Annotated in this window: 14 protein-coding genes and 2 pseudogenes; 3 read left to right on the top strand and 13 right to left on the bottom strand. The window is 57.5% G+C overall.

Translation table 11 applies throughout. The annotated features are described in order from the left end of the window. Window positions 1-43: 43 nt before the first annotated feature. The 12 genes and pseudogenes from atpD to mnmG all read right to left on the bottom strand — a co-directional run bounded on the left by atpD (window position 44) and on the right by mnmG (window position 11,068). On the bottom strand, window positions 44-1,420 hold the full coding sequence (gene atpD / locus AB4N33_RS21800; protein WP_217829080.1) for a F0F1 ATP synthase subunit beta: 1,377 nt from the start codon (window positions 1,418-1,420) through the stop codon (window positions 44-46). 27 nt (window positions 1,421-1,447) lie between these two features. Then, window positions 1,448-2,308, bottom strand: coding sequence for a F0F1 ATP synthase subunit gamma (atpG, locus tag AB4N33_RS21795; protein ID WP_460140612.1), 861 nt, complete (start codon window positions 2,306-2,308; stop codon window positions 1,448-1,450). Between the two features lie 50 nt (window positions 2,309-2,358). Next, complete coding sequence (atpA, locus tag AB4N33_RS21790) at window positions 2,359-3,903, bottom strand: F0F1 ATP synthase subunit alpha (protein WP_460119524.1); 1,545 nt, start codon at window positions 3,901-3,903, stop codon at window positions 2,359-2,361. Window positions 3,904-3,924: 21 nt separating this feature from the next. Further along, window positions 3,925-4,461, bottom strand: coding sequence for a F0F1 ATP synthase subunit delta (locus AB4N33_RS21785; protein WP_460140611.1), 537 nt, complete (start codon window positions 4,459-4,461; stop codon window positions 3,925-3,927). Window positions 4,462-4,473: 12 nt separating this feature from the next. Next, the gene (locus tag AB4N33_RS21780; protein WP_056854267.1) at window positions 4,474-4,944 is read right to left on the bottom strand and encodes a F0F1 ATP synthase subunit B; all 471 of its coding nucleotides are present in this window, start codon (window positions 4,942-4,944) and stop codon (window positions 4,474-4,476) included. Between the two features lie 58 nt (window positions 4,945-5,002). Further along, on the bottom strand, window positions 5,003-5,260 hold the full coding sequence (atpE, locus tag AB4N33_RS21775; protein ID WP_003097235.1) for a F0F1 ATP synthase subunit C: 258 nt from the start codon (window positions 5,258-5,260) through the stop codon (window positions 5,003-5,005). A gap of 133 nt (window positions 5,261-5,393) precedes the next feature. Further along, window positions 5,394-6,263 carry a F0F1 ATP synthase subunit A gene (atpB, locus tag AB4N33_RS21770; RefSeq protein ID WP_460119520.1) on the bottom strand — a complete coding sequence of 290 codons (870 nt, stop codon included), beginning with the start codon at window positions 6,261-6,263 and terminating at the stop codon, window positions 5,394-5,396. A 16-nt stretch (window positions 6,264-6,279) separates the two neighbouring features. Next, window positions 6,280-6,687, bottom strand: a complete 408-nt coding sequence (locus AB4N33_RS21765) for a F0F1 ATP synthase subunit I (RefSeq protein WP_460119518.1) — start codon at window positions 6,685-6,687, stop codon at window positions 6,280-6,282. A gap of 148 nt (window positions 6,688-6,835) precedes the next feature. After that, complete coding sequence (locus tag AB4N33_RS21760; protein ID WP_460119517.1) at window positions 6,836-7,708, bottom strand: ParB/RepB/Spo0J family partition protein; 873 nt, start codon at window positions 7,706-7,708, stop codon at window positions 6,836-6,838. 9 nt (window positions 7,709-7,717) lie between these two features. Further along, a complete protein-coding gene (locus tag AB4N33_RS21755; RefSeq protein ID WP_460119515.1) occupies window positions 7,718-8,515 on the bottom strand; it encodes a ParA family protein in 798 nt (265 codons plus the stop codon). Between the two features lie 18 nt (window positions 8,516-8,533). Continuing rightward, window positions 8,534-9,178 carry a 16S rRNA (guanine(527)-N(7))-methyltransferase RsmG gene (gene rsmG, locus AB4N33_RS21750; protein ID WP_476458222.1) on the bottom strand — a complete coding sequence of 215 codons (645 nt, stop codon included), beginning with the start codon at window positions 9,176-9,178 and terminating at the stop codon, window positions 8,534-8,536. After that, a pseudogene (gene mnmG / locus AB4N33_RS21745) lies at window positions 9,175-11,068 on the bottom strand (tRNA uridine-5-carboxymethylaminomethyl(34) synthesis enzyme MnmG). The gene rsmG and the pseudogene mnmG overlap by 4 nt, the downstream one beginning before the upstream one ends. Window positions 11,069-11,646: 578 nt before the next feature. On the opposite strand from mnmG, the gene AB4N33_RS21740 reads away from it, so the two are divergent. From AB4N33_RS21740 to AB4N33_RS21730, 3 genes are all read left to right on the top strand, one after another. Further along, window positions 11,647-12,153 (top strand): sigma-70 family RNA polymerase sigma factor, encoded by a 507-nt coding sequence (locus AB4N33_RS21740; RefSeq protein ID WP_476458221.1) that lies wholly within the window; start codon window positions 11,647-11,649, stop codon window positions 12,151-12,153. Then, complete coding sequence (locus tag AB4N33_RS21735) at window positions 12,126-13,094, top strand: FecR domain-containing protein (RefSeq protein ID WP_476458220.1); 969 nt, start codon at window positions 12,126-12,128, stop codon at window positions 13,092-13,094. The genes AB4N33_RS21740 and AB4N33_RS21735 overlap by 28 nt, the downstream gene beginning before the upstream one ends. A gap of 120 nt (window positions 13,095-13,214) precedes the next feature. Beyond that, window positions 13,215-15,650, top strand: a complete 2,436-nt coding sequence (locus AB4N33_RS21730; protein ID WP_476458219.1) for a TonB-dependent siderophore receptor — start codon at window positions 13,215-13,217, stop codon at window positions 15,648-15,650. Between the two features lie 41 nt (window positions 15,651-15,691). Here the strand turns inward: AB4N33_RS21730 and mnmE are convergent. Further along, window positions 15,692-17,061, bottom strand: a pseudogene (gene mnmE / locus AB4N33_RS21725) (tRNA uridine-5-carboxymethylaminomethyl(34) synthesis GTPase MnmE). Window positions 17,062-17,095: the final 34 nt, after the last annotated feature.

Raw genomic sequence — 17,095 nt, 5'->3', positions numbered from 1 at the left:
GATTGCCTCAACCTAAATTAGCGCCCGTTGCCGGGCGCCGGGATTACAGTTTCTTGGCTTTCTCGATCGCTTCTTCGATGCCGCCAACCATGTAGAACGCTTGTTCTGGCAGGTGGTCGTAGTCACCGTTGAGGATGCCTTTGAAGCCAGCAATGGTGTCTTTCAGGGAAACGTATTTACCCGAGGCACCGGTGAAGACTTCAGCCACGAAGAACGGCTGCGACAAGAAACGCTGGATCTTACGAGCACGGTTTACCAACTGCTTGTCGGCTTCCGACAGCTCGTCCATACCCAGGATCGCAATGATGTCCTTCAGTTCCTTGTAACGCTGCAGCACGTACTGAACACCACGAGCAGTTTCGTAGTGGTCGTTGCCGATCACGTTCGGGTCCAGTTGACGCGAAGTCGAGTCCAGTGGATCTACCGCTGGGTAGATACCCAGGGAAGCGATGTCACGGGACAGTACGACGGTGGCGTCCAAGTGGGCGAAGGTGGTCGCTGGCGACGGGTCAGTCAAGTCGTCCGCTGGTACGTATACGGCCTGGATCGAAGTAATCGAACCTTGCTTGGTCGAAGTGATGCGCTCTTGCAGCACGCCCATCTCTTCAGCCAGGGTCGGCTGGTAACCTACTGCCGAAGGCATACGGCCCAGCAGTGCGGATACTTCAGTACCGGCCAGGGTGTAACGGTAGATGTTGTCGACGAACAGCAGAACGTCGTTACCTTCGTCACGGAACTTCTCGGCCATGGTCAGGCCGGTCAGTGCTACGCGCAGACGGTTTCCCGGCGGCTCGTTCATTTGACCGTAGACCAGTGCCACTTTGTCCAGAACGTTGGAATCCTTCATCTCGTGGTAGAAGTCGTTACCCTCACGAGTACGCTCCCCCACACCGGCGAACACAGAATAACCGCTGTGCTCGATGGCGATGTTACGGATCAGTTCCATCATGTTTACGGTTTTGCCTACACCGGCACCACCGAACAGACCAACCTTACCACCCTTGGCGAACGGGCAAACCAGGTCGATAACCTTGATACCGGTTTCCAGCAGGTCGTTGCCGCCTGCCTGCTCTGCGAACGACGGCGCAGCGCGGTGGATACCCCAACGCTCTTCGGTGTCGATCGGGCCAGCTTCGTCGATCGGGTTGCCCAGTACGTCCATGATCCGGCCCAGGGTCGCTTTACCGACCGGTACGGAGATGGCTGCGCCAGTGTTGTTGACGTCCAGACCGCGCTTCAAGCCTTCGGTGGAGCCCATCGCAATGGTACGAACCACGCCGTCGCCCAGCTGCTGCTGAACTTCCAGAGTGGTTTCGGCGCCTTGAACTTTCAAGGCGTCGTAGATGCTCGGTACGCTGTCGCGTGGGAATTCCACGTCGATAACGGCGCCGATGATTTGAACGATACGTCCGCTACTCATAGCTGGATCCTCTGAATATTTGAACCGTTAAACCGCGGCAGCGCCGCCGACGATTTCCGAGATCTCTTGGGTGATCGCAGCCTGACGCGCCTTGTTGTAGACCAGCTGCAATTCGCTGATCAAATCACCGGCGTTGTCGGTAGCGTTCTTCATCGCGATCATCCGCGCAGCTTGTTCAGCCGCGTTGTTCTCGACCACCGCCTGGTAGACCTGCGACTCCACGTAGCGGACCATCAAGCCGTCAAGCAGCTCTTTGGCGTCCGGTTCGTACAGATAATCCCAGTGGTGCTTGAGTTCCTGATCCGGGGTTGCCACCAGTGGAATCAATTGCTCCACGGTAGGCGTTTGCGTCATGGTGTTGACGAACTTGTTGGACACCACGGACAGGCGATCGATACGGCCATCCAGATAAGCATCCAGCATCACCTTGACGCTGCCGATCAGGTCATTGATCGACGGCTCTTCACCCAGGTGGCTGATAGCTGCAACGACGTTACCGCCGAAGTTGCGGAAGAAAGCCGCACCCTTGCTACCAACGACACACAGGTCGATCTCGACGCCGTTTTCGCGGTTTACCGCCATGTCCTTGACCAGAGCCTTGAACAGGTTGGTGTTCAAGCCACCACACAGACCACGGTCACTGCTCACCACGACATAACCGGCGCGCTTTACTTCGCGGTCGATCATGAACGGGTGGCGATATTCCGGGTTGGCGTTGGCCAAATGACCAATAACCTGGCGGATACGCTCCGCATAAGGACGGCTAGCAGCCATGCGCATTTGTGCCTTGCGCATTTTGCTGACCGCCACTTTTTCCATGGCGCTGGTAATTTTTTGCGTGCTTTTGATGCTCGCAATCTTACTGCGAATCTCTTTTGCGCCTGCCATGTAACACCTATCAGGTTAGCAAGCGGGAGCCTTGCGGCTCCCGCTGCGGCTTACCAGGTTTGGGTGGCCTTGAACTTCTCGATACCGGCTTTGAGGCCAGCGTCGATTTCGTCATTGAAGTCACCTTTCACGTTGATCTTCGCCATCAAATCGGCGTGATCGCGGTTGAAGAAAGCGATCAGCGCTTGTTCAAAGCTGCCGACCTTGGTGATTTCGACGTCAGTCAGGTACCCGCGCTCAGCGGCATACAGCGACAGCGACATGTCGGCGATCGACATTGGCGCGTATTGCTTCTGCTTCATCAGCTCGGTAACGCGCTGACCATGCTCAAGTTGCTTACGGGTCGCTTCGTCCAGGTCAGAAGCGAACTGGGCGAATGCCGCCAGTTCACGGTACTGAGCCAGAGCGGTACGGATACCACCGGACAGCTTCTTGATGATCTTGGTCTGAGCGGCACCACCCACACGGGATACCGAAACACCGGCGTTCACTGCAGGGCGGATGCCCGAGTTGAACATGGCCGATTCCAGGAAGATCTGACCGTCGGTGATGGAAATCACGTTGGTCGGAACGAACGCGGAAACGTCGCCAGCCTGGGTTTCGATGATCGGCAGTGCGGTCAGGGAACCGGTTTTGCCGGTCACTGCGCCATTGGTGAACTTCTCAACGTACTCTTCCGAAACGCGGGATGCGCGCTCCAGCAGACGGGAGTGGAGATAGAACACGTCGCCTGGGTAAGCTTCACGGCCTGGTGGACGGCGCAGCAGCAGGGAAATCTGGCGGTAAGCCACTGCTTGCTTGGACAGATCGTCATAAACGATCAGCGCGTCTTCACCGCGGTCGCGGAAGTATTCGCCCATGGTGCAACCGGCGTACGGAGCCAGGAATTGCAGCGCAGGAGATTCCGAAGCACTGGCAGCCACGATGATCGTGTTGGCCAGGGCGCCGTTTTCTTCCAGCTTGCGAACAACGTTGGCGATGGTCGATTGCTTCTGACCGATCGCGACGTAGACGCAGAAAATGCCGCTGTCTTTCTGGTTGATGATCGCGTCGATCGCCAGAGCGGTTTTACCGATCTGACGGTCACCGATGATCAGCTCACGCTGGCCACGGCCGACAGGGATCATGGCATCGACAGCCTTGTAGCCAGTCTGTACAGGCTGGTCTACCGATTTACGCCAGATCACGCCTGGAGCAACTTTCTCGACCGCGTCGGTCTCGGTGTTGTTCAGCGGACCTTTGCCGTCAACTGGGTTACCCAGTGCGTCGACTACGCGACCCAGCAGTTCCTTACCCACCGGAACTTGCAGGATGCGGCCAGTGCACTTGGCGCTCATGCCTTCGGCAAGAGACTGGTAAGCACCCAAAACAACGGCGCCTACGGAGTCTTGCTCCAGGTTGAGGGCCATACCGTAGACGCCGCCCGGAAACTCGATCATCTCGCCGTACATGACGTCGGCCAGACCGTGAATCCGCACGATGCCGTCAGATACGCTGACGACAGTGCCTTCGTTACGGGCTTGGGAGGTCACATCGAGCTTGTCGATGCGGCCCTTGATAATTTCACTTATTTCGGAAGGATTGAGTTGCTGCATTGCTCTGCTGCCCCTTCAAACTCAAGATTTCAATGCTTCGGCAAGTTTCGCGATTTTGCCGCGAATCGAGCCATCGATAACCAGGTCGCCGGCGCGGATGACAACACCCCCAATAAGGGAGCTGTCTTCCTCGACTTGCAGGCGCACTTCCCGGTTGAGTCGTGCACTGAGAACCTTGGCGAGTTTGTCTTGCTGTTCTTGGTTCAATGCAAAAGCACTGGTCACTTCAACGTCTACCGACTTCTCTTGTTCGGCCTTGTACAGGTCAAACAGAGCGGCGATCTCCGGCAACAGCGGGAGACGGTCGTTTTCGGCAACGACGTGAATGAAATTCTGTGCCTTGACATCAAACTTGTCGCCACACACGTCAATAAACGTGGCGGCCTTTTCTGCGCTCGTCAGTCGCGGGGCCTTGAGCACGCGCAGCATGGTGTCGTCTTGCGACACCGCTGCTGCCAGGCCGAGCATGGCTGACCAATTGGCCAGTTGCTGGTGGGCCTGAGCGTGCTCGAAGGCCGCCTTAGCGTAAGGTCGGGCCAACGTGGTCAGTTCTGCCATGATCGCCCTCGCTTAGATTTCAGCAGCCAGTTGGTTAACCAGCTCTGCGTGCGCGTTTTGATCGATTGTGGCACCCAGAATCTTCGCAGCACCACCAACGGCCAGGCTACCCACTTGGGCACGCAGCGCGTCTTTGACACTGTTCAGTTCCTGTTCGATCTCGGCCTGAGCCTGAGCCTTCACACGGTCAGCTTCGACGCGAGCCTGTTCACGGGCTTCGTCGACAATCTGGGTACCGCGTTTCTTGGCTTGCTCGATGATTTCAGCTGCCTGAGCTTTCGCTTCGCGCAGTTGCTGACCCGCTTTCTCTTGGGCCAACTCCAGGTCGCGAGCTGCTCGGCTGGCAGCGTCCAGACCATCAGCGATCTTCTTTTGACGTTCGTGCAGAGCCGCGATGACCGGAGGCCATACGAACTTCATGCAGAACAGTACAAAAATCAGGAACGCAACGGACTGGCCAATCAGGGTCGCATTAATGTTCACGCCAACACCTCGCAGTTACGTTGTCCATCTCACCAAATTACCCGGAAGATCCGAGTAATTAGCCAGCGATCTGACCAACGAACGGGTTCGCAAAGGTGAAGAACAGAGCGATACCAACACCGATCATGGTTACGGCGTCGAGCAGACCGGCAACGATGAACATTTTAACTTGCAGCATTGGAACCATTTCTGGTTGACGCGCAGCGCCTTCCAGGAATTTGCCGCCCAGCAGGCCGAAACCAATTGCGGTACCCAGTGCGCCCAGGCCGATCAACAGTGCAACAGCGATAGCGGTTAGACCAACTACAGTTTCCATCTTTCCTCCCGACTTTTACGTCGTATGGTTTAGGTTTTTTTAATTTAAAGCGGTAAAACAAATCGTTTCAGTGGCCCGGTAAGGACCCCCTCCCGTTTGACCGGGAGGGACATCAGACTAGTCGAAACTGGCCTTAATGGTTTTCTTCGTGCGCCATCGACAGGTAGACGATGGTCAGCATCATGAAGATGAACGCCTGCAGGGTGATGATCAGGATGTGGAACACCGCCCACGCCCACTGCAGGACAACGCCCAGGCCACTGAGCCAGAGCAGGCCGCTGCCGAACATCACAGCGATCAGAATGAACACCAGCTCGCCGGCATACATGTTGCCGAACAGACGCAGGGCCAGAGAGATCGGCTTGGCAATCAGAGTCACGAATTCCAGCAGGAAGTTCACCGGGATCAACAGCGCCTGAACGAGAATGTTCTTGCTGCCGAACGGGTGCAGGGTCAGTTCGCCGATGAAGCCGCCGATGCCCTTGACCTTGATGCTGTAGAAAATGATCAGTGCGAAAACCGAGAACGCCATGCCCAGGGTCGCGTTCGGGTCGGTGGTCGACACGGCACGGAATGGGATGTGTGCATCACCGGAGATCAGGATGGCCAACTGAGGAATCCAGTCGACCGGTACCAGGTCGACGGCGTTCATCAGGAACACCCAGACGAAGATGGTCAGTGCCAGCGGTGCAATCACCGGGCTACGGCCATGGAAGCTGTCTTTCACGCTGCCATCGACGAATTCGACCAATACTTCAACGAAGTTCTGTAGAGCACCAGGTTGACCGGAAGTCGCTTTCTTCGCCGCCATGCGGAAAAGGAGAACGAAGATCAGACCCAAAGCGACCGACCAGCCGAGTGTATCGACGTGGAAAGCCCAGAAGCCCATTTCCTTGGCTTCTGCTGCGGTGTGAGCAAAGCCCCAGCCGCCGGTAGGATGCTGACCGAAAGTCAGGTTCTGCAAGTGGTGCTGGATATAGCCCGAAGCGGTTGTTTCTGCCATGGTTGCCTCAAACGCCCTAAGGTCTCGAAAGTCTTGTTCTCATCAGCAGGGGAGCGAACCAGCTGACCGACTGGGTCAGCACGAAGGCACCGAATACTGCAATCGGCGCCAATGGCTTCACACCTGCAAACACCAGTGCAAACAGCACTGCCGTCAAAATCAGTTTGCCTGCCTCGCCGGCATAAAAAGACCGGACGATGGACTGGGCTGCTCGGGCACCGGAAAACCGAAATGCCTTGTGAGCGAAATACACATTGGGCAGCAAGGCTATCAGGCCTCCGCAAAGTCCCGAATATCCGGCAACGACTCCGCGCCATTGCCAAAGCGCCAGAGCAGCGATCAGCAGGACGACAAACTGAGCCATCAACACCGGAAAAACTGCCAGTCGATGGAACGGCAAGCGGTTTGGCGTGCGGCTTTCCATCACTATTGCTCTCCAATGGTCGGCTGCCAGAAATCAATAACTTGGCATAATTTGTGCCGACAAAATGCGCGCAGAGTATAGGGGCGGTTCAGCCCCTATTCAACTATCAGGTAGTGATTTCCGACTGCGCGCTACATGAGGAAATGTTTCAGCGAATGTGTGCGAGCACACCCTGAAGTTCATCGAGGGAGTTGTACCCGATCACCAGCTGTCCCTTTCCCTTTTTACCGTGGCGAATCTGCACCGCAGAGCCTAGGCGCTCGGCCAGGCGCTGCTCGAGTCGGGCAATATCGGGATCCTGTTTTGCAGGTTCCGCAGGCTCCTGTTTGCCGTTGAGCCACTGGCGTACCAGTGCCTCAGTCTGGCGCACGGTCAGCCCTCGTGCGACAACATGTCGCGCCCCTTCAACCTGTTGATTTTCCGGCAATCCCAGCAAAGCACGCGCATGACCCATTTCCAGGTCGCCGTGTGACAGCATGGTTTTGATGACTTCCGGCAACGCGATCAAGCGTAGCAGATTCGCAACGGTGACCCGGGACTTGCCCACGGCTTCGGCAACCTGCTGCTGAGTCAGCTGGAATTCCTGCTGCAAACGCTGCAGGGCAACTGCTTCCTCGATCGGATTGAGGTCTTCGCGCTGGATGTTCTCGATCAGCGCCATGGCGATCGCGGTTTCATCCGGCACATCGCGCACCATGGCCGGGATGGTTTCCTGACCCGCCTGCTGGCTTGCGCGCCAGCGGCGTTCGCCGGCGATGATCTCGAAGCGTCCGCTGCCGATAGGACGCACCACGATCGGCTGCATCACACCCTGGCTCTTGATCGACTGTGCCAGTTCTTCCAGCGCTTGCGGGTCCATGTCCCGGCGCGGCTGGTATTTGCCACGCTGGATCAGGTCCAGGGGCAGATGTTGCAATTCACGCGCATCGGCCTGTACCGCTTGTTCTTCCAGCGAACTGACAGTCGGACCGCTGAGCAGTGCATCCAGTCCTCGTCCGAGACCTCGTTTCTTGACGGCCATGGGGATTCCTTAAATTGCCTGGGCAGCGGCGGTGCGTGGATTTTTGCGTTGACGGCGAACCATCTCGCCCGCCAGCGCCAGGTAGGCAATCGCGCCACGTGATGTCTTGTCGTACGCCAGCGCAGGCATGCCGTAACTGGGCGCCTCGGCCAGACGGATGTTGCGCGGGATGACCGTGTCGTACAGCTGCTCGCCGAAGTGCTCCTTGAGCTGAGCGGAAACATCGTTCATCAGGCTCAGTCGCGGGTCATACATCGTACGCAGCAAGCCTTCGACCTTCAGGTCAGGGTTAAGCAGTTCGGCGATGCGCTTGATGTTATCCACAAGGTCGCTCAAGCCTTCCAGCGCGAAATACTCGCACTGCATGGGGATAATCACCCCGTCAGCGGCAACCAGTGCATTCAACGTCAGCATCGACAGCGACGGCGGGCAGTCGATGAGAATGTAGTCGTAGTTATCACGAATGGGCGCCAGCGCGCTTCGCAGGCGACTTTCCTTCATCTGCATTTCCAGCAGAACCACTTCAGCGGCAGTCAGGTCGCGGTTGGCCGGCAGGAGCTGATAACCACCATGCTCGGAGAAGTGGATGGCCTGCGCCAGATCGCATTCACCGATCAGCAGGTCATAGACCGAGTTTTCCAGGCCGTGTTTATCCACACCGCTACCCATGGTGGCGTTGCCCTGTGGATCGAGATCGATCAACAGCACCCTGCGCTTGGTAGCGACCAGGGAAGCTGCGAGGTTGATGCAGGTGGTGGTTTTACCCACACCACCTTTCTGGTTCGCAATCGCGAATACCTTAGCCATTCTTGCTTGTGTTCCCAATCATGCCGTGCGGCGCAGTATCAGCAGATGGCGTTGGCCTTGGCAACCGGGTACGGCCAGGGCGTGTTCGCTATCGAGGTGGAAGTCTGCCGGCAATGCTACCAGCTCATCAGCAGGATGAACGCCCTTCATTGCCAGCCAGCGTGTGTCGGCATCGCCCAGGTGTCGGGTCCAGTCGGTGAAGTTTTCCATGCTGCTGAATGCCCGGGAAATAATCCCGTTGAATGGCTGGGCAGGCTCGAAAGCTTCGACGCGGCTGTGGATAACTTGCAGGTTGTCGAGCTTGAGCTCGAGTTTGACCTGCGTGAGGAAGCGGGTTTTCTTGCCGTTGCTGTCCAGACAAGTGACTTGCGCCTGCGGAAACAGGATGGCCAACGGTATACCCGGCATGCCGCCGCCACTGCCCACGTCGAGCCAGCGCCCGTTTTCGATGAATGACATCACGCTCAAGCTATCGAGCAGATGACGCGACACCATCTCGTCCGGATCGCGTACCGCAGTCAGGTTGTAGGCCTTGTTCCATTTGATCAACAGGGCCAGATAGCCCAGCAGCTGCGCGTGCTGGGTTTCTGTCAAGGCAACACCGAGCTGGCGAGCGCCTGTGGATAACTCTTCGGCGTTTTTCGAGGTGACCAACGAACTCAAGCGCTTTGCTCCAACTGACGGCCAGCGCCGCGTTTTTTCAAATGAATCATCAACAGCGAAATCGCAGCCGGGGTAACGCCGGGGATACGTGATGCCTGGCCGAGCGTTTCAGGGCGGGTAGCGCCCAACTTGCTCTGGATTTCCTTGGACAGCCCGGAAATGCTCGTGTAATCGATATCCACAGGCAGTTTCGTGTCTTCACTGGCGCGCAAACGGGCAATTTCATCCTGTTGACGGTCAATGTAACCGGCGTACTTGGTCTTGATTTCGACCTGTTCGGCAACCTGTGGATCTTCTGCGCCCCCGCCGGTCACTGCGACCAGCCCAGCGTAGTCGATTTCCGGACGACTCAAGAGGTTGAGCAGGTTGTATTCGTGGGTCAGCGGGGTGCCGAACTTTTCGGCAATCGCATCGCCTTGTTCAGTGTTTGGCCGGACCCAGGTGCTTTTCAGACGCTGCTCTTCTCGCTCGATGCCTTCACGTTTTTCGCAGAAAGCCGTCCAGCGGGCGTCATCGATCAGACCCAGTTCACGACCTTTTTCAGTCAGGCGCAGGTCCGCGTTGTCTTCCCGCAGGATGAGGCGGTATTCGGCGCGGGAAGTGAACATGCGGTACGGCTCTTGGGTGCCGAGGGTAATCAGGTCGTCAACAAGTACGCCGATGTAGGCTTCATCGCGGCGAGGGCACCAGGCTTCTTTGCCCTGTGCGCGCAGCGCAGCGTTGGTTCCGGCCAGCAGCCCCTGGGCGCCGGCTTCTTCGTAACCAGTGGTGCCGTTGATCTGCCCGGCAAAGAACAGGCCGCCGATGACTTTGGTTTCGAGGCTGTATTTCAAATCCCGTGGATCGAAGTAGTCGTATTCAATCGCATAGCCCGGACGCACGATGTGCGCGTTTTCCATGCCGCGGATCGACTGGACAATCTGCAATTGCACGTCGAATGGCAGCGATGTGGATATCCCGTTCGGGTACAGCTCATTGGTGGTCAAGCCTTCCGGCTCGATGAAGACCTGATGGCTTTCCTTGTCGGCAAATCGATGGATCTTGTCTTCAATCGACGGGCAATAACGCGGGCCAATCCCTTCGATCACCCCGGAATACATCGGCGAGCGATCAAGGTTGGCCGCGATGATTTCGTGAGTCCGGGCATTGGTGTGGGTAATCCAGCAACTGATCTGCTGTGGATGCAGTTCCTTGGAACCCATGAACGACATGACCGGAATCGGCGTGTCGCCAGCCTGCTCGGTCATGACCGAGAAATCCACAGACCGCGCGTCAATGCGCGGGGGCGTACCGGTTTTGAGGCGACCAACTCGCAGGGGCAGTTCGCGTAAGCGGTGTGCCAGGGCAATCGACGGCGGATCGCCGGCGCGGCCGCCGGAAAAATTCTGCATCCCGATGTGGATAAGTCCGCCCAGAAAGGTGCCAGTGGTCAACACCACCGAGTCCGCGAGGAAACGCAGGCCCATTTGGGTCACGACACCGCGCACCTGATCCTGTTCCACGATCAGATCGTCGGCAGCCTGTTGAAATATCCACAGGTTGGGCTGGTTTTCCAGGATCTCGCGAATGGCCGCCTTGTAGAGAACGCGATCGGCTTGGGCGCGGGTTCGCACGCACTGCAGGACCTTTGCGGCTGTTCAATACACGGAACTGGATACCGCCTTTGTCGGTAGCCAGAGCCATCGCGCCGCCGAGGGCATCGATTTCCTTGACCAGATGGCTTTTGCCAATCCCTCCGATGGCGGGGTTGCAGCTCATGGCACCGAGGGTTTCCACGTTATGCGTCAGCAACAGGGTTTTCACACCCATGCGTGCTGAGGCCAGTGCTGCCTCGGTACCGGCATGACCGCCGCCGATGACGATCACTTCAAAACGGGAAGGGAAATCCACCACGCACCTCGTGCCTGCTTAAGTAGGTAATTCAGGAAAATTGGGACAGGTTTCTGAACCTGGTCGACAAGTATAGGGACTTCGCCTTCTCTAAAGAACCCTTTGCACAAAATTTAACCAGCTGTGGAGAAGTCGGAGTTATAGAAATTAAAAAGAGAGAAATTTATTAAATCTTTGTTTTTATGTTTATTCTTAGTGACCATCAAATCTGTGGATAGATTTATGCAGGCCTTATATAACATGGTGTACAGAGATTTATAACCCTGTGTCCATGTGCGAAGGAGGGCCTTGGGTAACCGGTTTAAGCCTGTGGATTAAAGTGGTGTTTATCCACAGAGGGGTTTATGTTCAGCTTTCGAGGCCTGTTATCAACCGCCCTCAGGCGCGGTTATTCACAGGGCTTAATCCACAGAAATCGCTCAGAGGTGGCCACATTCAGATGGCAGTCATGCCCTCACTGCCAAAGGCACGTGTACTTCTGGGGATCGAGGAGCACGAGGTTGATGCAGGGTATTGTGAGGACGTGTAACAAAAGCTAATAATAGCTATTATCATTAAGCCACCCTCCTCTTGCCTTTATGCCCATGCCACCCCACACCGCAGCAATCGAGCGCATCTATGTGCAGCACCATTCGTGGCTGTATGGATGGTTGAAGGGGAAACTGCATGACGCCTGCGATGCAGCCGACGTGGCGCACGATACGTTCGTGCGCCTACTTGGCTCACGAGACGCCAGCCAGATTCTTGAGCCCAGGGATTACCTGGCAACCGTGGCACGCGGGCTGGTGATTGACCGCTATCGCCGGCGCGCAATCGAGGTGGCTTATCTGCAAACCCTGGCAGAACGACCGGAAGCGACAGCCATCAGCGAGGAAGACAAGGCGCTGATTATTGAAACCCTGGTCGCTGTGGATAAAGCCCTCGCTAACCTGGGGGCCCGGGCACAGCGAATCTTCATGCTGTCGCAGATCGAGGGGCTGACTTATCAACAGATCGCCAATCAGCTGAAGGTGTCCCTGACCACCGTGAAAAAACACATGGTCCGCGCACTGACCGAATGCTCGATGATCATGGCGGCACGCTGATGATCCCCGACCGCAAAGTCTTCGAAGCTGCCGCCACCTGGTACGTGCAATTTCAATCCGAACCGCCCACGGCGGCCCAGCGTCAGGCATGGCAACACTGGGTCGACAGCAGCCCGGCGCATCTGGCTGCCTGGAACCACATGGAACAGGTTCAACGTCATCTCGGCAGCCTGCCCCGGGACCTGTCCCGGCGGGCATTGTCCTCGACGCAACAACGTCGCCAGGTGCTCAAACTGCTGTTGATCCTCGCCGGCACCGGTTACCTGGGCTGGAACGTCCAGCAACACACCCCTGTGGGCAACATCTGGGCGGACTACCGGACCAAGGTCGGACAGCGGCGCAAGATCGAGCTGGCCGACGGCAGTCAGATTCACCTCAATACCGGCACCGCCATTGATGTGCTGTTCGACGGAGAGCAGCGCCTGATCCGTTTGCGCGAAGGGGAAATCCTGGTCCGCACCGGCAAGCAGGGCGACCAGCGACCGTTTTTTGTCGACACCCGCGAAGGTCGTATCAGGGCCCTGGGCACCCGTTTTTCAGTGCGCCAGTTATCCGGCTCCTCGCGGATCGGGGTGCTTGAAGACCGGGTCAGCATCCAGCCATACGACCAGCCCAAGCATTCCCAAGTGTTGGTGGCCGGTGAAGGTGTGGACTTCGACAGCCATCGCATCGGTGCGATTCATCTCTATCGCTCCACCGATGCCGCCTGGATCAACGGTCAATTGATCGTCCTCGATGCACCGCTGGGGGATGTGATCGCAGAACTGGGTCGTTACCGCTCAGGGGTCTTGCACTGCGATGAGCGTGCGGCACGCCTGCGGGTCTCCGGGACATTCCGCCTGGACTCGACCGAAGCGGTGCTGGCCAACCTGAAAGCATCATTACCGGTCAGCGTCAGTTATTTCACGCGGTACTGGGTATCGATCAAGCAGGTCGGTTAAGCGGTTTGCGCTATGCACGAAAATTTGTTCACTACAGGGTTATCTTTTTTTCCCTGTAACGGCCCTACAGGTAATCGCGGTTCAACGCGGCATTTGCCACCTTCAGGGCTTTGACTACCCATGCGACTTCCTCACTTGCGTAAGCGTTTCACTCCCCATTGCATTGCCTACAGTTTGCTGATGAGCAGCGCCGCCACGAGCGCGCTGTTCGTCCCCCCTATCATGGCCGCCGATGCCACCCAGCGTTACGCCATCGGGGCTGGCCCGCTGGATAAAGCCCTGAGCGAGTTCGCTTCCGTGGCCAACTTGATTCTCTCGTTTTCCCCACAGCAGACTGCCAACTTGCGTACGCAGGGCCTGTCCGGCAGTTATCCGGTGGAACAGGGCTTCTCCGTTCTTTTGCAAGGTTCCGGATTGCAGGCCGTGCCCCAGGCGCCGGGCAGCTACATCCTGCAAACGGTCCCCGACAGCGGTCCCTTGGTACTCGGCACCACCAACATCAATGGCCAGCAGCCGAACGAGATGAACCTCGATTACGCCGCAGACACAGGGTACAAGGCCAACAACAGTCGGGTGGGAAGCAAAACAAGCACGCCGCTATCGCAAACCCCGCGCTCGATCTCGGTCGTCACCGCCCAGCGCATGAAAGATCAAAAGTCCCAGACCCTGACCGAGGTCCTGGGTTACGTGCCCGGTATTTTCGCGCCGCCGTTCGCGGCCGGTGACAGCCTGGCTGGGGATCTGTTCTTCATTCGGGGTTTCAACGCTACAGACTACGGCTACGGCCTGCTGCGCGATGGCCTGCGCGTGCAAGGCAACCGTTATGACACCACCACCGAACCCTATGGCCTTGAACGCGTCGAGGTCTTCCGCGGCCCTTCGTCATTGCTTTATGGCGAAAACGCGCCGGGCGGCCTGGTCAACCTGGTGAGCAAGCGCCCGACTTCCGCTCCGCAAGGTGAAGTGCAACTCGGTTACGGTTCCAACAACCGGCGGCAATTGGGCATCGATGTTTCCGGTCCACTGGCCGAAAACGACAATGTGCTGGGCCGGTTGGTGATGCTTGGACGCGATTCGGATACCCAGACCAAGCACGTGCCGGACGACCGGATCTACATCGCACCATCCCTGACCCTGAATTTCGATGACTACAACACGCTGACACTGCTGGCCAATTACCAGAAGGATCACACCAACATGGAGCTGGGCCTGCCCGCTGCCGGTACTCTGTTGAAGAACCCCAACGGCAAACTGGACAAGGACACGATGCTGGGGGATCCGGACTGGAACACCTTCGAAAGGGAAACCTGGAGCGTCGGCTACGAGTTCAGCCATAGCTTTAACGATGACTGGCAGTTCCGGCAGAACTCGCGCTACATGCAATCGCGCATCAACCGTCATGAAACCTGGCCGGGCAACCTGAACAACGCCGGGTTTGGCACGCGCGTGAACATGACCGCCTACGATCGCTTCAACAAGTCGATGGTTTACTCGCTGGATAACCAGCTCGAAGGCAAGTTCCAGGTGGGTGGCCTGGAAAACACCGTGCTGTTTGGCGGCAGCTTTGACCGCACCTCGTTCAACCAGGACTGGAATGCAGGGCTGGTCGGCCCGATCGATGTCTACAACCCGGTTTACCTGCGTGATCCGACAACACCAATTGCCGTGCAGAACACTTTGCTTGAACAGCAGATGAAAGGTGTTTATGCACAGATCCAGAGCAAATATGACCACTGGCTGTTCTTGCTGGGCGGTCGGCAGGACTGGGTCGACAGTGATTTCCGTGACAAGGTCGCCCGCGGCGCAAACATCAGCTCTGTGGATAAGAAGTTCACCTACCAGGGCGGCGTGATGTACCAGTTCGACAATGGCCTTACGCCCTACGTCAGTTATTCCACAGCCTTTGTCCCGGTACAGCAGATTTCCAACTCCGGCCAGCCACTGGACCCGATCACCAGCAGCCAGTATGAAGTCGGTCTCAAATACGAGCCGGCGGGTTGGGATACAGCGTTCACCGCTTCGGTGTACGACCTGCGCAAGAAGGATGACACCTATCTGGACGCCACCACCTCGACCTATCGCCAGGTGGGCGAAAGTCGGTCCAAGGGCGTGGAGCTGGAACTCAACAGCAACCTGACCCCTAATCTGAACGTCACGGCCGCCTACACGTACACAGATGCACGGATTACCAAAGATGCCGCTGCCTCGTTGGTCGAAGGTCACCAAATGACGGGCGTGCCGCGCAATCAAGCCTCGGCCTGGGCGAAATACCGTTTCCTGGAGGGTGGCCTGAAAGGGTTCTACGTTGGGGGCGGCGTACGCTACTTTGACAGCGCGTTCGCCTACACGGCACCGACCTTGTATGGAAAGCTCGATGCCGGCGACGTTACCCTGGTGGACGCGGCGGTCGGTTATCAGATCGACAGCCACTGGAGCGTCGACCTGAACGCGAAAAACCTGTTCGACAAGGAATACGTATCAGGCTGTAACGATGCCGGCCGCTGCTACTGGGGTGAGGATCGCACCTTGCTGGGTACGGTGTCCTATAACTGGTAACGTTGAAGGGCTGTGGATAAGTTTTCCACAGCGCTCCACAGTTATTTCCCTATGCAGAAACTCGAAAAAATCCTGCCCAACAAATCATCGGAGCTGAATGCGCCGGTGATTTCGCCCAATGATTGCTGAGCCTGGCGTAAATCCTCGGCCAGCAACTCCCTGCTCCCGCCAAGGTCAGTTGTGAACGCCCGTGTTCCAGGGAGTCGCTGGCATGGCGCAGAGCCTCGAGGTGCCGCCGACGAGCGCTGAAGCTGCTTTCGGATGTCTGTTCATAACCCATGCAGGCCTTCAGGTGGTCGCGTAACAATTCCAGTCCCGATCCCGCCGATTTGGCACTGAGGCTGATGGTGACATGGCCATCATCGCTGACATCCAGGGCGATCGCCTCACCCGTCAGGTCGGCCTTGTTACGGATCAGCGTGACTTTTGAAGGATCAGGCCGGGTTTCGAGGAATTCCGGCCACAGGGCAAAAGGATCGAGCGCTTCGGGGGCGGTGGCATCAACGACTAACAGCACGCGGTCGGCTTCGCCGATAGCCTTGAGCGCCCGCTCGACGCCGATCTTTTCCACATGATCATCGGTGTCACGCAGACCGGCGGTATCCACGACGTGCAGAGGCATGCCATCGATGTGGATATGTTCACGCAAAACATCACGCGTTGTACCGGCAATCTCGGTGACAATCGCTGCTTCGCGGCCAGCCAGGGCATTGAGCAGGCTTGATTTGCCAGCGTTTGGCCGACCGGCGATCACTACGGTCATGCCGTCGCGCAGCAAGGCGCCCTGCCCGGCCTCACGCATCACTGTGGATAACTCTTCACGAACCTTGTCGAGCATGCTCAGCACGTGGCCATCGGCGAGAAAGTCGATTTCCTCCTCCGGAAAGTCGATCGCTGCCTCGACATAGATGCGCAGCCCGATCAGTTGCTCAGTCAAGTTATGCACACGCGCGGAGAAAGCGCCCTGCAACGAACGCAATGCATTGCGCGCTGCCTGTGCAGAACTGGCTTCGATCAAGTCAGCGATGGCTTCGGCCTGTGCCAGGTCGAGCTTGTCATTGAGGAAGGCGCGTTCGCTGAATTCACCCGGCCGCGCCAGACGGCAACCCAGTTCCAGGCAACGCTGCAACAGCATATCCAGGACGATCGGCCCACCGTGCCCTTGCAACTCCAGCACGTCTTCGCCGGTGAACGAGTTCGGCCCGGGGAAATACAGCGCGATGCCCTGATCCAGAACCTCGTCGTCTGCACCGAGGAACGGTCCGTAGTGAGCGAAGCGGGCTTTGAGTTCGCGGCCGCTGAAAGCCTTGGCTGCAACACTGGCCAACGGCCCGGAAATACGCACGATGCCGACACCGCCACGACCTTGAGCCGTAGCGACGGCAGCGATGGTTTCACGGGGAGCGCTCATAAACCGGTATCCAGAGACAAAAGTGACAGATAGC

The organism is Pseudomonas sp. S1_E05 (assembly GCF_056337105.1).
The sequence above is the reverse complement of the archived record's forward strand: the minus strand, read 5'-3'. Positions and strand labels throughout refer to the sequence as shown.